We start from the raw sequence: 15,952 nt of genomic DNA on the forward strand, positions 1-15,952 counted from the left end.
CTGAGACGCTGGGGATCAGACGAGCGCTCTTGCGATCTGCCGCCGTGGATGCGGCCGTCGCCGCCGCGCTCGCCGACGCGGAGGCCGCCGCGGCCGCCCCCGGCCCGCGCATCGCCGTCGAGAACGGCATGGACCCCGGGCTGACCGAGTGCGTCGACGACTCACGCACCTCGGCCGCCGACAGCCGCGTCGACAACACGCTCATCGAGATCCGCTGGTCCGACGCCTGCCAGGCCGGCTGGGGGCGCATCACGCGCTACGACGGCCTCGCGATGGGCAACACCGTGACGATCGCGATCTACCCAGAGACCGCGCCCGACGGCCCCGACCGCCAGGAGGCGACCGAGCACGACGTGCAGAGCGCCTACACCACGCTCGTGGTGCGTCCGAGCTCGGACACCCTGCTGTGCGCGGTCGGCTCGTTCACCGTCGACGGCACGCGCATCGACCTCGGCGAGCCGATCTGCACGTGAGCCCGCGACCCATCGCTCGGGAGCGGTGAGTAGCGGAGAGCGACCGGCGCGAGCGCCCGTTCAGCCGACCGGGCGCTCGTAGACGAAGTCGTCCTCGTAGCGGCCGCCGACGAGGAAGCGCTTCACGCCGACGCGCTCGAAGCCGTGCTTGCCGTAGAAGCGCTGCGCCCGCGCGTTCTCCTGGTTGACGCCGAGCCACACGCCGGCGGGCGGGTCGTCCGTCTCCCCCATGGTGCGGGCGGCCGCGATCGAGGCGCCCATGAGCTCCGCCGTCAGGCCCGTACCGTGCGCGCGGGGCAGCGCGTAGCACTTCGAGAGCTCGACGGTCGGCCGCAGGCTGATCGCCGCCGCCACGTCGGCGTCGGCCGGCTCCCCCGCGATGAGCATCGTGTACCCGAGCGGGCCGCCCGCGTCTTCGGCGATGAGGAGGCGCCGCGCCGGATCGGCGAGGTACTCGCGGAAGCGCGCCTCGCTGAGGTTCGTCGCGATGAACGCCGCGATCGCCTCGGCGGTCGTGTGCGGCGGGCAGGCGAGCGCGAAGGTCGCCGCGGCGACCTCGGCGAGGGCGGCGGCGTCGGCCGGGCCGGCGGGTCGGATGTGCACCCGTGCACGTTACTCCGAAGCATCCGCTCGCCGGCCGTCGACGACCCGGGATGACGCCGCTGCGCGCGCGGGCGGGGCCGGGCGATCAGCCCGGCCCCGCCCGTCCCTTCCCGCACGTGGCCCGCACGAGGAAGGAGGTCGGGTCCGCGCCGGGTGGGCGCGGACCCGAGGCATCCGTCAGAAGAAGCGCGCGTACGCCCCGACCGTGAGGAACGTCGGGAACTCGGGCGCGAGGGCGACCTCGCGGAACACCGAGATCGCGTCGTCGAAGCGGTCGCCCTCGAAACGCGGCAGCGCGGCGACGGCGGCGGCCATCGAGGCGACGATCGACGTCTGGTCGATGCGCGTGCCTTCGGCCGTGACGGTGTTGTTGTCGAGCCACTGCCAGATCTGCGAGCGCGAGATCTCGGCGGTGGCGGCATCCTCCATCAGGTGATCGATGGCGGCGGCGCCCACGCCCCGCAGCCACGACTCGATGTAGCGGATGGCGATGGCGATGTTGTCCACGACGCCGGCATCGCTCACCTCGCCGCCCGCCGAGGGGATGTCGAGGAGGTCGGCCGCGCCGACCTCGACGTCCTCGCGGAGCCGGTCGAGCTGGTTCGGGCGCTCGCCGAGCACCGCGTCGAATTCGGCCTTCGCCGTCGCGATGAGGTCGGGGTGGGCGACCCACGAGCCGTCGAAGCCGTCGCCGGCCTCGCGACGCTTGTCGAGGGCGACCTTCTCGAGCGCGCGCTCGGTCACCTCGGGGTTGCGACGGTCCGGGATGAAGGCGCTCATGCCGCCGATCGCGTAGGCACCGCGGCGGTGGGCGGTCGAGACGAGCAGCTCGGTGTACGCCCGCATGAAGGGCACCGTCATCGTGATCTGCGTCCGGTCCGGCAGCACCCAGCGGCGGCCGCGCGAACGGAACGTCTTGATGATCGAGAAGATGTAGTCCCAGCGACCGGCGTTCAGGCCCGCGCAGTGCTCGCGCAGTTCGAAGAGGATCTCCTCCATCTCGAACGCGGCCTGGATCGTCTCGATGAGCACGGTCGCGCGGACGGTGCCCTGCGGGAGGCCGAGCTCCTGCTGCGCGAAGACGAACACGTCGTTCCAGAGGCGGGCCTCCAGGTGCGATTCGAGCTTCGGCAGGTAGAAGTACGGGCCGGATCCCTGCGCGATGAGCGCCTCGGCGTTGTGGAAGAAGTAGAGCCCGAAGTCGACGAGCGAGCCCGACGCGCTCATCGAGCGGCCGGCGCGGTCGTGGAAGCGCAGGTGCTTCTCGACGAGGTGCCAGCCGCGCGGGCGGAACACGATCGTCGGCGTGCGCTCCGCGGTGACGCGGTACTCCTTGCCCTCGGGGCTCGTGTACTCGAGCTGCCCGCGCAGGAAGTCGTAGAGCGAGCGCTGCCCGCCGATGACGTTCCCCCAGGTCGGGCTCGTCGCGTCCTCCTGGTCGGCGAGCCACACCCGCGCGCCCGAGTTGAGGGCGTTGATCGCCATCTTGCGGTCGGTCGGGCCGGTGATCTCCACGCGGCGGTCCTCGAGGCCCGGCGCCGCGCCGGCGACGCGCCACTCGGGGTCGAGCCGGATCCACTCCGTCTCGGGCAGGAACTTCGGGTCGCGGCCGTTCGCGGCGTCGACGCGGGTCTGCAGGCGCCGGGCGAGCAGTTCGTGCCGGGTGTGCGCGAAGCGGTCGTGCAGCGCGGCGAGGAAGTCGAGGGCGGCCGGCGTGAGGATGGCCTCGTCGCCCGGGGCGAGCGGGGCGACGACCTCGATGCGCGGCTGCTGCGTCGGGAATTCAGGACGACGCTGGTCGGTCTCGGGGGCGATGAGGGTGTTCATGAGGATGCTCCGAATCGGATCGGTTGCGGATGCTGCGAAAGGTGGTGCCGCTGGTCGAGTCATCCGCTGGTCGAGTAGCGGCGAAGCCGCGTATCGAGACCTCGTGAGATGCCTGCCGGAGCCGGCGAAGCATCCTGAGGGCCTCGAGACGGCGCTGACGCGCCGACTCGACCAGCGGGGGGACGCGCTCAGTGCGCGAACTGCTCTTCCTCGGTCGAACCGACGAGGGCGAGCGTGGAGGCCTCGGGGTTCAAGGCGGTGGCGATCTTGTCGAAGTAGCCGGTGCCGACCTCGCGCTGGTGGCGCGTGGCCGTGTAGCCCGCGGGCTCGGAGGCGAACTCGGCCTCCTGGAGCTCGACGTAGGCGGACATCTGACGGTCGCGGTAGCCGCTCGCCAGCGTGAACATGCCGTGGTTCAGCGAGTGGAAGCCGGCCAGGGTGATGAACTGGAACGCGTAGCCCATGGCGGCGAGCTCGCGCTGGAACTTCGCGATCTGGTCGTCGTCGAGCGCCTTCTTCCAGTTGAACGACGGCGAGCAGTTGTAGCTCAGGCGCTGACCGGGGAACTTCGCGTGGATCGCCTCCGCGAACTGCTTGGCGACCTCGAGGTCGGGCACGCCCGTCTCGACCCAGAGCAGGTCGGCGTACTCGGCGTACGCGAGGCCGCGGGCGATGGATGACTCGATGCCCGGCTGCACCTCGTAGAAGCCCTCGGCGGTGCGCTCGCCCGTGAGGAACGGCCTGTCGCGCTCGTCGTGGTCGCTCGTCAGGAGGTTCGCGGCGAGCGAGTCGGTGCGGGCGATGACGAGGGTCGGCACGTCGGAGACGTCGGCCGCGAGACGGGCCGCGTTCAGGGTGCGGATGTGCTGGCCGGTCGGGATGAGCACCTTGCCGCCCATGTGGCCGCACTTCTTCTCGCTCGCGAGCTGGTCCTCCCAGTGCACGCCCGCGGCGCCCGCCTCGATCATCTGCTGCATGAGCTCGTAGGCGTTCAGCGGACCGCCGAAACCGGCCTCGGCGTCGGCGACGATGGGGGCCATCCAGTCGGAGACGCCCGTCTGCGCCTCGGTGCCCTGCTCGATCTGGCCGGTGCGCAGCAGCGCGTTGTTGATGCGGCGCACGACCGCCGGCACCGAGTTGGCCGGGTAGAGCGACTGGTCGGGGTAGGTCTGGCCGGAGAGGTTCGCGTCGGCGGCGACCTGCCAGCCGGAGAGGTAGATGGCCTTGAGGCCGGCGCGCACCTGTTGCACGGCCTGGTTGCCGGTGAGGGCGCCGAGGGCGTAGGTCCACTCGGGCTGCTCCTGCGGCTCGAACGCGGTGCCGGTGTTCTGCTGGATCTGCTCCCAGAGCTTCTCGGCGCCGCGCTTGGCGAGGGTGCGCTCCTCGCGGACGGGGCCGCGGAGGGCGACCACGTCCTCGGCGGTGTAGTCGCGCTTGACGCCCTCCCAGCGGGGGTTCGCCTCCCACTCGAGGCGCAGCTCGTCGGCCGTCTGGGTCTGGTCGCCGGGGCGGTTCGGGATGCTCATCGTCGTGCTCCTTCAGGTGGTTCGCGGGGGCTCCGCGGTGCGTCGTGGAACCACCTTCACCCGCCGCGCACCCCCACCCCCGGCGATTCCCGGTGTGAAGAATCCCCCGCTTTCTGCGCCGGTGAACTCCCGCCCTCCGTCGCCCGCCCGCGCCCCCGCTCTCCGCCCCCGCCCGCTCCCTGCCCTCGCCCGGTTCCCTCCCCATCTCCCCCACCGAACGGTCGCAGATCGTCGCTTCGGCGCCGTTGAAGCGACGATTTGCGACCGTTCGGTGGGTCAGGGGCGCCAGCCGCGATCGTGCAGGGCCCGCCGGGTGCGGGCGACGACATCCTCGGCGCGCGTCGAACGGGTGATGCGGATGACGAGCCACCCGTCGGCGGCGAGGTCGTTCAGCCGGCCGACGTCCCGCTGCCACTGCCGGTCGTCGGTTCGGTGCTGGGCACCGTCGTACTCGACGAGGACCCGCCATCGCCGGTAGACGAGATCGCCGACGACCACGCGCCCGTCGCGGAGGACGATCGCTGCGTTGAGCTCGGGTTCGGGAAGCCCCGCCCGGATGAGGACGAGGCGGGTGCGCGTCTCCTGCGGGGAATGCGATCCGGCACGGAGGTCGGCGCGGGCCGCGAGCAGCCGACGAGCACCCCGGCGCGAACCGTGCGCGGCGAGCGCGGTGTCGATCTCCTCCTCCGTGGCGAGCGGAGCGGGCAGCCCGAGCAGCCGGTCGCCGGCCACGACGAGTTCGTCCCGCGTCGCGAGCGCCCCGAGCGAGCACCATGCTTCCGCGGGCGCGAGGACGGGGAGGCCGTCGAGGCGGACGAGCTTCGGGCGTTCGGCAGTCGTGTGTCCCACGACGCCGACGCCCCGCGGGGCGCGACCGCCGACGCTCGTCACATGCAGACGTTCGTCGGCCTCGAGCCGCCCCGAGAGCGGCAGACCGAGCAATCGAGCGGCCGTCACGTGGGAGAAGAAGCGGCGTTCCGTCATCCCGACGGCGTAGCTGCGGGCTTCGTCGTGGACGTTCGTCGCCGCGGTGGGCGAACGCACGCCGTGGAACGGCCGGACGAGGTCGCCGCTTCGCAACCGCCCTTCCGAGATGGCGGCTCGCAACGCCGCGGCGGTCGAGAACGGGGCGGCATCGAACGGATGCGGGAGCGGAGCAGGTCGGCGCATCGCAGCAGCATCCTGGGCGCCTCGAAGCCTCGCACCGCCGCACCCTGCGCTGCCGGACCGTCCGACTCCCGGTCGAGATGGGGAGGACGACGGACCGCCCCTCCATCGAACGGTCGCAAACCGTCGTTTCGGCCCGCGAATAACGACGGTTTGCGACCGTTCGGTGAACGAGGTGGAGGTAGGTAGGTGGAGAGCGGAGGGGCGGCGGACGGGAGCGCGGGGCGCGGCAGCGCGAGCGCGCGCCTACGCGCCCTGGGCGCCGAGCTTCACCAACAGGAGGGTCTGCGCCGCGACCATGCGCTCGAGCTCGGCCGGGTCGACGGACTCGTCGCTCGCGTGGATGCGGGCCTTCTCGACGTCCTGAGCGCCCCACAGCACGATCGCGCCGTCCGGCGAGGCGAGCTTGAGGGAGGCGAGCAGCGGGATCGAGCCGCCCGAGCCGATCGACTCGACCGGCTTGCCGTAGATCTCGGCGAGCGCGACCTCGGCCGCCTGGATGGCGGGGGCGGATTCGTCGACGGCGAACGCGTGGCCGGCCTTGACCTTCTCGACGACGACCTTCGCGTTCCACGGGGTCTGCGCCCGCAGGTGCGACATGAGGGCCTCGAGCTGCGCGTCGGCGTCGGAGCCGGGGGCGATGCGCAACGAGAGCCGCGCCTTCACCGACGGCAGCAGCACGTTCGAGCCCTCGACCGTGTTCGGCAGGTCCATGCCGATGACGGTGATCGAAGGACGCGCCCAGACGCGGTCGCTGAGGGTGCCGGTACCGAGGTAGTCGACGCCGTCGAGGATGGCGGAGCCGCCGCGGTAGACGGGCTCGTCCATGTCGGCGCCGGGCCAGGTGCCGCTGTCGACGCCCGGGATGACCGTGTCGCCGTGCTCGTCGTGGAGGCCCGCGAGGATCTTGATCATGACGGTCATGGCGTCGGGCGCCGCGCCGCCGAAGAGGCCGGAGTGCACGGGGTTCGCGAGCGTCGACACCTCGATCGTGCACGACACGTCGCCGCGCAGCGCGGTCGTGAGCCCGGGCCGGTCGACGGCCTGCGGCCCCATGTCGCTGATGACGGCGACGTCGAACTGGAAGAGCTCCGGGTTGGCCTCGACGAAGTCCTCGAGGTGCGAGATCGTCTCCTCCTCGCCCTCGACGAGCACCTGGATGTTGCACGGCGGGTTCGCGGCGAGCTGCTTGATCGAGCCGAAGTGCATCGCGAGGCCGGACTTGTCGTCGGCGGCGCCGCGGCCGTAGACGCGCCCGTCGTCCTTGACCGTCGGCGTCCACGGGTCGCTCGTCCAGCCCTGGCTCTCGGGCGAGGGCTGCACGTCGTAGTGGGCGTAGAGCAGCACGGTCGGCGAGCCGGGCGGGCCGGCGATGTCGGCGACGACGGCCGGGTAGCCACCGGGGATCTCCTGGAGCCGGGCGTTCGCGGCGCCCGCATCGCGCAGCAGTTGCACGACCGCCTCGGCCATGGCGTGCACCGGGTCCGACGGGAACCCGGGGAAGGCGATCGAGGGGATCGCGACGAGCTTCGCGTGCCGGTCGAGGATCTCCGGCATGAGGGCCTTCGTTGCGGCCTTGATCGATTCGGCGTCGGACATGGTGTCGGTTCCTTCCGGGCGGTGCGAGTGGATGCCGGTGCCGGCGGAGCCGGGGCGCGTCGTCGCGTCCCGGGTCCCGGCGGCGTCAGCGGACGAAGAGCTGGATGAGCAGGCCGGCCCCGACGACGGACACCCACGACACCAGCATCGGGATCGTGAACGAGTGCCAGATGGGCACGCTGGTGAGCTTCGTGGAACCGGTGAGGTCGGTCTCGACGGCGGCGATCTGCGAGCCGTTCGCGGGGAACAGCCAGACGCCGACGAGGGAGGGCCACATCGCGGTGATGACGCCCACGGGCATCCCGGCGCCGATCGCGATCGGGATGATCGTGTTCGTCGTGGCCGACTGGCTCGTCGTGAGGCCCGCGACGAGGAACAGGGCGACGGCGAGCAGGATGGGCACCGCGGTGACGAGGTCGCCGAGCGGGTCGATGATCGTCTCCTGGTTGGCGGAGATGAAGGTGTCGGCCATCCACGCGATGCCGAAGAGGGCGATGGCCGCCACGAATCCCGACTTCAGCAGCGACTGCTCCACGATCTGGGGCGGCGGCACCTTGCGGACGAGGATGATCGCGAGCGCGGCGCTGAACATGAAGAGCTGGATGACGATCGACATGCTGAGCGGTTCGAGGTCGCCGTCGCTGTTCGGGAACGCAGGCCGCAGGCCGGAGAACAGGCCCATGAGCACGATGAGGAAGATCGCCGCGAGGAAGATGTAGGCGGCCGTCGCGCCGCCCTTCGGCACCTCGTGGACGATCTTCTCGACCGGTGCCACCGTCTTGGTCGACTTCCGGGCCTGCCGCGCGGCCTTGGCCTCGGAGGTGCCCGTCGCGGCGGCCTCGGCGCGCGCAGCCTGCTGCGCCTTGAGCACGGCGGGCATCTCGACGGTGCCCTCCTCGACCCGCTTGAGGAACACCGGGTCGTCGAGGAGCTCCTTGCCGATGCGCTGCTGCACGAACGACACGACGATGCACGAGACGATCGCGGCCGGCACCGTGATGACCAGGATGTCGATGAGCGAGAAGTCGAGCGGACCGACGAGCACGAGGTAGGCCGCCATCGCCGCCGACACCGGGCTCGCGGTGATGCCGAGCGCGCTCGTCACCGTGGAGGCCGCGAGCGAGCGCTCGGGCCGCTGGCCGTTGCGGTACGCGGTCTCGTAGATCACCGGGATGAGGGCGAAGTAGATGTTCGACGTGCCCGAGAGCGCCGTGAACACGAACGACACGAGCGGCGCCACATAGGTCAGCCGGCCCGGGTTCGCCTGGATGATCTTCGACGCGATCGACACCAGGTAGTCGATGCCGCCCGCGGCCTGCATCGCCGAGGCCGCCGTGATGACGGCGATGACGATGAAGAACGCGTCGATCGGCGGAGATCCCGGCGGCAGGTGGAAGACGAAGACGAGGATGAGCGTGCCCACCACGCCCCAGAGTCCGAGCCCCACTCCGCCGACGCGCACGCCGAGGACGATGGCTCCCAGGACGACGACGGCCTGCAGCACCACCAACACATATTCCATCGCGCGCTCCCCCCAGAACCGGACACGATGACTTCCCGAACGCTATCGCGCGCGGCGACCACGGCGCCAGGCCCGCCGAACACGGATCGGTCGAGCGGCGGACGCGGCGCGTACGCTCGCTCGCATGACCCGCGTGCTCGTGATCATCGACATCCAGAACGACTACTTCCCCGGCGGCGCGTTCCCGCTCGTCGGGACCGAGGCGGCTGCCGGTGCGGCGGGCGGGCTGCTCGCCGCCTTCCGCGCGGCCGGCGAGCCCGTCATCCACGTGCAGCACTTCTCGGGCCCGGACGACGGCTTCTTCGTGCCGGGCACGCCGGGCGCCGAGATCAACGCGGCCGTCGCGCCCGTGCCCGGGGAACCGGTCGTCGTCAAGCACGAGCCGAACGCCTTCCTCGGCACCGACCTCGAGGCGCGGCTGCGCGCACTCGCCCCCGTCCAGGTCGTCGTCGCGGGCATGATGACGAGCATGTGCGTGGATGCGACCGTGCGCGCCGCCTCCGACCTCGGCTTCGCGCTCGCCGTCGCGGGCGACGCCTGCGCGGCGCCCGACCTGACCTACGCGGGCGAGACCGTGCCGGGCGCGCAGGTGCACGCCGCCTTCCTCGCGGCGCTCGACGGCACGTACGCGCGCGTCGCCCCGGCCGCCGAACTCGCGCCGGTGCACGCGTCGCGCTGACGAGGCTGCGGCAGGTCTGCGCAGATTCCCGGTTCTTCACGGCGATGGCACGTTTCATTCCTCCCGCCGCACCCGATCGGGCGGTTTCGGCGTGAAGAACGCGCAGTGTTCTGTTTGCTGAAACTGCACAGCGGTGCGAACCTGGGGGCATGGTCACCGTCGATCCCCGCCGAACCTCCCCTGCCGCGCCGGCCCCCCGCGCCGCGGTCGTCGGGAGTGCGCAGCCCGAGGCATCCGCCCCGCCCGAGCCGGACGCGCTCACGCTCGGGCGGCGCATCCGCGATCGGCGGCTCGCGGCCGGACTGACCCTCGAGCAGCTCGCCGCGGCCGTCGATCGGGCGCCGTCGCAGATCTCGATGATCGAGACCGGCAAGCGCGAACCGAAGCTCACGATGCTCCGCGCGATCGCCCTGGCGCTCGGCACCACCATCGACGAGCTCCTCAGCCCCGAGGCGCCGACGGCGCGCGACGCGCTCGAGATCGCCGTCGAACGCGCCCAGCGCGGACCGGTCTTCGGCGCGCTCGGCATCGCGCCGTTCCGCGTCGGCAAGGCGCTCAGCGACCAGACCCTGCAGACGATCCTGGCGCTCGCCGGCGAGGTCGAGCGGCTGCACCGCGAGCGCGCCGCGACCCCCGAGGAAGCCCGGCGCGCCAACGTGGAACTGCGCGCCGAGATGCGCGCCCGCGACAACTTCTACCCCGAGCTCGAGCGGAAGGCCTCCGAACTGCTCGGCGCCGTGGGGCACACCGGTGGGCCGGTCTCCCAGCAGCTCGTCGCCGACATGGCGGCGCACCTCGGCTTCTCGCTGCACTACGTGGGCGACCTGCCGCACTCGACCCGCTCGGTCACCGACCGCCGCCACGGCCGCCTCTACCTGCCGACGTCGACCTCGCCCGGACGCGACTCCCGCTCCCCGATCCTGCAGGCGCTCGCGAGCCACCTGCTCGGGCACGGCGAGCCGACCTCCTACGGCGACTTCCTGCGCCAACGCGTGGAGACGAATTACCTCACGGCGGCGATCCTGCTGCCCGAGGCATCCGCCGTGAAGTTCCTCACCGAGGCGAAGAACCTGCGCCGCATTTCGATGGAGGACCTGCGCGACGCGTACGCGGTGTCGTACGAGACGGCCGCGCACCGCTTCACGAACCTCGCGACCGCACGCCTGGACATCCCCGTGCACTTCATGAAGGTGCACGAGTCGGGCACCGTCATCAAGGCGTACGAGAACGACTCGGTGCGCTTCCCCTCCGACGCGCTCGGCGCCGTCGAGGGCACGACCGTGTGCCGCAACTGGACGGCGCGCACCGTCTTCGACGCCGAGGACCGCTTCAACCCCTGGTACCAGTACACCGACACGGTGTCGGGCACGTACTGGTGCACCTCGCGCATCGAGCGCGCGAAGGAGGGCGAGTACTCGGTCTCGGTCGGCGTGCCGTTCGCCCACGTCAAGTGGTTCCGGGGTCGCGAGACACCGCACCGGGCGGTGTCGCGGTGCCCGGACGAGTCGTGCTGCCGCCGTCCCGCGGGCGTGCTCGCCGAGCGCTGGGCCGGCGAGGCGTGGCCGGCGGCACGCACCCCGACCTCGCTCCTCGCGGCGCTGCCGACGGGCACGTTCCCGGGCGTGGACGAGACCGAGGTCTACCAGTTCCTGGAGTCGCACGCGCCCAGGGGCTGACGGTCCCACTGGTCGAGTAGCGAAGCGTCCCGAGACCCGCCGGTCGACCCACGGGGTCTCGAGACGCTCCTTCGTCGCTCCTCGACCAGCGGGTGGAGACGGTCCAGCTGGTCGAGTAGCGAAGCGTATCGAGACCCCGCTGGTCGACTCACGGGGTCTCGAGACGCTCCTTCGTCGCTCCTCGACCGGCGGGCGGGGACGCTCCTTCGTCGCCTCTCGACCCGCGGGCCCCCTCGATACCGGATGCAGCGCGCCCGGGTCAAGGCCCGGAGCCGGATCCGCGGGCGTCAATACGCTCGTTCCCACGGCGTCCCACCGGGCCCGCCGGGTTCCGCTCCGACCCACCCGACCGAGAAAGGTCCGATCGTGATCACCCTCACCTGGCTCCTGCTCATCGCCATCGCCGGCGGCGTCCTCGCCCTCGTCGACGGCATCCTCCGCCTCCGAGGCCGCGGCACCGCCATCGGCATCGTCGAGGTCATCGTGAGCGCGCTGTTCCTGCTCTCGCTCTTCGTTCCGGGCATCCCCTTCGGCTCGCTCGTGCTCGCGGTCGTGACGGGCATCGTGCTGATCGTCTCGCTCGTCGCCCGTCGCGGCTCCACCGCCCTCGCGATCGCGGGCCTCGCGCTGCTGGCGATCTGGATCGTGCTCGCGCAGGGCTGGCTGCGCATCCCCGGCATCAACTGAACCGCGGGGAACACCCCGGAATGCGCGGCACGGATCACTCCGTGCCGCGCATTCCGCTGTGCATGGCACGTTCGAGCGAGCATTTGCACCGTCGTTGCGAAGTTTCGCAACGGAATCCATAGCCACGGGGAACGAGGCCGGGCAGACTGTCGGGAACCGAACCGAGTCCGACCCCGCGTCGGAGAACCGAGGATCCCCGTGCCCCGCACCGTCTTCGAGCGATCGAAGCCTGCAGCCGCCGTCATCGAGCACTCGCTCGCCCGTTCGCGTCACGCGACGTTCTGGATCGAGGATGCGGGGGCCGACGCCCCGCAGCACCCGCCGCTGCGCGGATCGGGCCGCGCCGACCTCGTCGTCGTCGGCGGCGGCTACACGGGGCTCTGGACGGCCCTCCTCGCCAAGCGCCGCGACCCCGGGGCACGGGTGGTGCTGCTCGAAGCGGCTTCGATCGGCTGGGCGGCCTCGGGCCGCAACGGCGGGTTCGTCGACGCGAGCCTCACGCACGGCGACGAGAACGGCCGCAGCCGGTTCCCCGACGAGTTCGACGAGCTGCGGCGCCAGGGCGCGGCCAACCTCGATGCGATCGAGGCGGACGTCGCCGCGTTCGGCATCGACGCCGAGTTCGAGCGCACCGGCGCCCTCGACGTCGCGACCGAGCCCTACCAGGTCGGGCTCCTCCGCGAGGAGGCCGGTCCGGACGACGTCCTCCTGGACGAAGCGGCGGTGCGCGCCGCGATCGGCTCGCCGACGTTCCTCTCGGGGCTGTGGCATCCGCGCAGCACGGCGCTCGTGCATCCGGCCAAGCTCGCGCTCGGCCTGGCCCGCGCAGCCGCCGAGCTCGGCGTCGAACTCCACGAGGGCACGCGCGTCGCGGCGCTCGACACGAGCGCGCCGGGCCCGCGCGGGGGCGTCGTCGTCCGCACGTCGGCCGGTGCGAGCATCCACGCCGCGAAGGTCGCCCTCGGCACCAACGTCTTCCCGAGCCTGCTGAAGCGCAACCGCTTCATGACCGTGCCCGTCTACGACTACGTGCTGATGACCGAACCGCTCTCGGATGCCCAGTGGCGCGAGGTCGGCTGGGACGGCCGGCAAGGCCTCGGCGACACCGCCAACCAGTTCCACTACTCCAGGCGCACCGCCGACGGCCGCATCCTCTTCGGCGGCTACGACGCCGTGTACCACTACGGTTCCCGCGTGCGCGCCCGCTACGAGGACCGCAGCGCCTCCTACGAGAAGCTCGCGAGCCACTTCTTCACGACCTTCCCGCAGTTGGAGGGCCTCGCCTTCACCCACCGCTGGGCCGGGGCGATCGACACCTGCACGCGGTTCTGCGCCTACTTCGGGCTCGCGCGCGAGGGCCGCATCGCCTACGCCGCCGGTTACACCGGGCTCGGCGTCGCCGCGACGCGCTTCGCCGCCGAGGTCATGCTCGACCGGCTCGCGGGGCTGACGACCGAGCGCACCGAACTCGAGTTCGTGCGTTCGCGTCCCCTGCCGTTCCCGCCCGAGCCGATCGCGAGCCTCGGCATCCAGGCGACGCGGTGGTCGCTCGACCGGGCCGACCACCGCGACGGCAAGCGCAACCTGCTGCTCCGCGGCCTCGACGCGCTCGGCCTCGGGTTCGACTCCTAGACCAGATCGGCGAGGCTCGGGCGGGACGAGCGCGCACCTGCGTGCGCCGTCCGGCGTGGCTCGCCCGGCGCATCCCCGCACGTGCGCGCCGGGCGCGGCTAGCCTGGCCTGATGGACGGACGGTCGCCGGAGCGCGGGATGCCGCGGCGCACGTTCCTGACCCTCTCGTTCGCCGGCATCGGCGCGCTCGCCCTCGCCGCCTGCACGCAGACCCCCGCGCCGACGCCGAGCCCGACGCCCTCCCCCACGCCGGCGCCGACACCGCTGCCCACCGTGCCGGGCGTGCCCGCGCCGCTCGCGATGACGCGCTCGAACTGGAGCGCCGACCCCTGGACGCTCGGCGGCACGGTCTTCGAACCCGTCGGCGGCACCGCGGAGGCCCGGGCGACGCTGCGCACGCCCGTCGACGCGCGCATCTGGTTCGCGGGCGAGGCGCTGCCGGAGGACGGCGTCCGCATCGGCACGCTCGCCGCCGCCCGCGCGAGCGGCGCCGCGGTCGCCGACGACGTCCTCCGCACGGCGGAGAGCGGCGAACGCGTGGCCGTCATCGGCGCGGGCGTCGCCGGGCTCGCGGCGGCGGCGCGGCTCGCGGATGCCGGGTTCGCCGTGTCCGTCTTCGAGGCGCGGCGCACGGTGGGCGGGCGCGCGGCGAACCGAACCGTGTCGGGCTTCGACGACCCCGTGCGCTACGGCGCCGTGCTCGTGCCCGACGACCTCGACGTGCTCTACGACCTCGCGCGCGCGGACGTGCGCACCGTGACCTTCGCCCCCGAGCTCCTGGTGCGGCGCGACGACGGCGTCGAGGTCGCACCGTCGGCGTTCGGCATCGCGGCGCTGCAGCAGGCCCACGAGTATGCGGCGGCCCAGCCGGAGGACTCCTCGATGTCCGCGGCGCTCGCCGCCTCCGGGGCGACGCCCGTGAGCCCCGAGCCCGGTCCGGACGGCGTGAGCGAGGGCGAGTGGCTCGAGTACGCGCTGCGGTCGGCCCTGGCCCCGGCGACGGGCGCGTCTAGTTCCCGGGTCTCCGCGACCGAGTACGACCCCGTCGTCATCGGCGACGCGCTGCGCGGGGCGAAGTACCCGACGGCGGGCATCGGCGCCTGGATCGACGGGATCGCCGGGCGACGCGACGTGCAGGTGGCCGTCGGATCGGCCGTCTCGGAAGTGCGGCTCGGCACGGAACGCGTGAGCCTGCGCTTCGACACGGGCGAGTCGTTCTCCGCGCACCGCGTCGTCGTCGCCGTTCCGCACGGCGTCCTGCGGGAGCAGCGCATCGGTTTCGTCCCCGAACTGCCCGACGAATACGCCGCCGCGATCGCCGCGATCCCGGTCGGCGACCTCGACGTCGTGTGGCTGCGCTTCGAGGAGGCGTTCTGGCGGCCGGAAGCGACGGCTGCCGACGAGGGCACGGGCGTCGCGACGGCGGAGCCGAACGAGGACGACGCGGCCGAACCGGCGGTGATCCCGCAGCGGCTGCTGACCGTCGTCGGCGGCGCTCCGGGCGTCGCCGCGTGGCTCGACCCCGCTGACAGCGAGGAGGCCGTGCTCGTCGGCGTCGTCGCGGGCGCGGCCGGAACGAGGCTCGGCGCGCTGGGCGACGACGACTTCCTCGCGGCCGCGCTCGACGGACTCACCCCCTACGGCATGACGACGGCCGACTCGTCCGAGTCGGGCGACGTCCCCTCGGAGTCGGGCGACGGCTGAGGCCCGGGCGTCCGACGGACACGCCCGCGGCGCCACAGCATCCGGTGCAGCCCCGTGAAGCCCCACGTGAGGCCGAGGAAGACGAGCAGCACTGCGAAGCAGCATCCGGCGACGCCCCAATAGCCGCCGACGAGCGTCTCGTCGAGGAAGAAGTAGGGGTACCAGCCGACCTGGCCGCCCCGCCAGAGCGTGTAGACCAGCCAGCACACCGGCAGGACGAGCACCCAGCCGAGCGTCGTCCAGGGCAGCGGCGGGTTGATCGCGAGCACCGCATCGACGCTCCACACGACGATCACGAGCACGGGCATGACGAAGTGCAGCAGCGTGTCGGACCAGGGCACGTCGACGCGCACGCCGAACGACGCGGACTGCCAGGCGATGAGACCGAAGACGATGCCCGAGATGAGCACGTAGATCGTCACGATCGTGCGCACGACGCCGAGCCAGGGCGGGTCGACGGGCGCGACGAACGCGAAGGCGGCGGCGACGAGCAGCACGAGCACCAGCAGGATCGCCGACTGGATCGTGAAGTACGAGTAGAAGTTGGCGACCGCGAACTGGAAGCCGAGCACGTACTCGTAGTTGCCGATGAGCGCGACGATCTCGATCACGGCGAGCGTCAACCGCGCGATGCCGAGCCCTCGGCGGACCCGCGCCTCCCCGGCGACGAGGCCGTGGGTGCGCGCGGTCATCCTGCAACGCTACGCCGCGGGGCTCGCACGGCGCAGGCGCCCCGCGCGCTCCCGCGGACGCGACGGTCGTCTCCGAGGCGGGCCCGGCCTGGCGGCGCGCAGGCCGGGGATCGGAGGAGCACACGGCCGGACCCCAGACACATAGGCAACGGGGAGGCCGCCGGC

13 protein-coding genes are annotated in these 15,952 nt (G+C 72.3%); 6 read left to right on the plus strand and 7 right to left on the minus strand.

Annotated elements, in window-relative coordinates; all coding sequences use genetic code 11:
- Nucleotides 1-473, plus strand: a 473-nt coding sequence (locus tag GB864_RS15510; protein WP_236779177.1) for a DUF2690 domain-containing protein, incomplete at its 5' end; no start/stop codon positions are given.
- Between the two features lie 60 nt (nucleotides 474-533).
- Here GB864_RS15510 and GB864_RS15515 read toward each other — a convergent pair.
- From GB864_RS15515 to GB864_RS15540, 6 genes are all read right to left on the minus strand, one after another.
- Complete coding sequence (locus GB864_RS15515; protein ID WP_160426607.1) at nucleotides 534-1,076, minus strand: GNAT family N-acetyltransferase; 543 nt, start codon at nucleotides 1,074-1,076, stop codon at nucleotides 534-536.
- 177 nt (nucleotides 1,077-1,253) lie between these two features.
- On the minus strand, nucleotides 1,254-2,903 hold the full coding sequence (gene aceB / locus GB864_RS15520; RefSeq protein ID WP_236779178.1) for a malate synthase A: 1,650 nt from the start codon (nucleotides 2,901-2,903) through the stop codon (nucleotides 1,254-1,256).
- A 188-nt stretch (nucleotides 2,904-3,091) separates the two neighbouring features.
- On the minus strand, nucleotides 3,092-4,429 hold the full coding sequence (gene aceA / locus GB864_RS15525; RefSeq protein WP_160426609.1) for an isocitrate lyase: 1,338 nt from the start codon (nucleotides 4,427-4,429) through the stop codon (nucleotides 3,092-3,094).
- Between the two features lie 276 nt (nucleotides 4,430-4,705).
- On the minus strand, nucleotides 4,706-5,599 hold the full coding sequence (locus tag GB864_RS15530) for a DUF559 domain-containing protein (RefSeq protein WP_160426610.1): 894 nt from the start codon (nucleotides 5,597-5,599) through the stop codon (nucleotides 4,706-4,708).
- 243 nt (nucleotides 5,600-5,842) lie between these two features.
- Complete coding sequence (locus GB864_RS15535) at nucleotides 5,843-7,195, minus strand: M20/M25/M40 family metallo-hydrolase (protein ID WP_160426611.1); 1,353 nt, start codon at nucleotides 7,193-7,195, stop codon at nucleotides 5,843-5,845.
- A gap of 85 nt (nucleotides 7,196-7,280) precedes the next feature.
- A complete protein-coding gene (locus tag GB864_RS15540; protein WP_160426612.1) occupies nucleotides 7,281-8,717 on the minus strand; it encodes an anaerobic C4-dicarboxylate transporter in 1,437 nt (478 codons plus the stop codon).
- Between the two features lie 124 nt (nucleotides 8,718-8,841).
- On the opposite strand from GB864_RS15540, the gene GB864_RS15545 reads away from it, so the two are divergent.
- From GB864_RS15545 to GB864_RS15565, 5 genes are all read left to right on the plus strand, one after another.
- Nucleotides 8,842-9,396 carry a cysteine hydrolase family protein gene (locus GB864_RS15545; protein ID WP_160426613.1) on the plus strand — a complete coding sequence of 185 codons (555 nt, stop codon included), beginning with the start codon at nucleotides 8,842-8,844 and terminating at the stop codon, nucleotides 9,394-9,396.
- A 149-nt stretch (nucleotides 9,397-9,545) separates the two neighbouring features.
- Nucleotides 9,546-11,072 carry a helix-turn-helix transcriptional regulator gene (locus GB864_RS15550; RefSeq protein WP_160426614.1) on the plus strand — a complete coding sequence of 509 codons (1,527 nt, stop codon included), beginning with the start codon at nucleotides 9,546-9,548 and terminating at the stop codon, nucleotides 11,070-11,072.
- A gap of 366 nt (nucleotides 11,073-11,438) precedes the next feature.
- Nucleotides 11,439-11,759 (plus strand): hypothetical protein, encoded by a 321-nt coding sequence (locus tag GB864_RS15555; RefSeq protein ID WP_160426615.1) that lies wholly within the window; start codon nucleotides 11,439-11,441, stop codon nucleotides 11,757-11,759.
- Nucleotides 11,760-11,957: 198 nt separating this feature from the next.
- Nucleotides 11,958-13,391 carry an FAD-dependent oxidoreductase gene (locus GB864_RS15560; RefSeq protein ID WP_160426616.1) on the plus strand — a complete coding sequence of 478 codons (1,434 nt, stop codon included), beginning with the start codon at nucleotides 11,958-11,960 and terminating at the stop codon, nucleotides 13,389-13,391.
- A 111-nt stretch (nucleotides 13,392-13,502) separates the two neighbouring features.
- The gene (locus tag GB864_RS15565; RefSeq protein ID WP_160426617.1) at nucleotides 13,503-15,095 is read left to right on the plus strand and encodes an FAD-dependent oxidoreductase; all 1,593 of its coding nucleotides are present in this window, start codon (nucleotides 13,503-13,505) and stop codon (nucleotides 15,093-15,095) included.
- On the opposite strand, the gene GB864_RS15570 is transcribed toward GB864_RS15565, so the two are convergent.
- Nucleotides 15,029-15,787 carry a Pr6Pr family membrane protein gene (locus GB864_RS15570; RefSeq protein ID WP_160426618.1) on the minus strand — a complete coding sequence of 253 codons (759 nt, stop codon included), beginning with the start codon at nucleotides 15,785-15,787 and terminating at the stop codon, nucleotides 15,029-15,031. The two genes, GB864_RS15565 and GB864_RS15570, sit on opposite strands and share 67 nt — an antisense overlap.
- Between the last annotated feature and the right edge of the window lie 165 nt (nucleotides 15,788-15,952).

Source organism: Agromyces seonyuensis, assembly GCF_009789225.1.
Taxonomy (GTDB): domain Bacteria; phylum Actinomycetota; class Actinomycetes; order Actinomycetales; family Microbacteriaceae; genus Agromyces; species Agromyces seonyuensis.

Bases quoted from the DNA above. Each gene is read 5' to 3' on its own strand.
- aceB (WP_236779178.1), bottom strand. From the start codon at position 2,903: ATGAACACCCTCATCGCCCCCGAGACCGACCAGCGTCGTCCTGAATTC.
- aceA (WP_160426609.1), bottom strand. From the start codon at position 4,429: ATGAGCATCCCGAACCGCCCCGGCGACCAGACCCAGACGGCCGACGAG.
- GB864_RS15530 (WP_160426610.1), bottom strand. From the start codon at position 5,599: ATGCGCCGACCTGCTCCGCTCCCGCATCCGTTCGATGCCGCCCCGTTC.
- GB864_RS15535 (WP_160426611.1), bottom strand. From the start codon at position 7,195: ATGTCCGACGCCGAATCGATCAAGGCCGCAACGAAGGCCCTCATGCCG.
- GB864_RS15540 (WP_160426612.1), bottom strand. From the start codon at position 8,717: ATGGAATATGTGTTGGTGGTGCTGCAGGCCGTCGTCGTCCTGGGAGCC.
- GB864_RS15545 (WP_160426613.1), top strand. From the start codon at position 8,842: ATGACCCGCGTGCTCGTGATCATCGACATCCAGAACGACTACTTCCCC.
- GB864_RS15550 (WP_160426614.1), top strand. From the start codon at position 9,546: ATGGTCACCGTCGATCCCCGCCGAACCTCCCCTGCCGCGCCGGCCCCC.
- GB864_RS15565 (WP_160426617.1), top strand. From the start codon at position 13,503: ATGGACGGACGGTCGCCGGAGCGCGGGATGCCGCGGCGCACGTTCCTG.
- GB864_RS15570 (WP_160426618.1), bottom strand. From the start codon at position 15,787: ATGACCGCGCGCACCCACGGCCTCGTCGCCGGGGAGGCGCGGGTCCGC.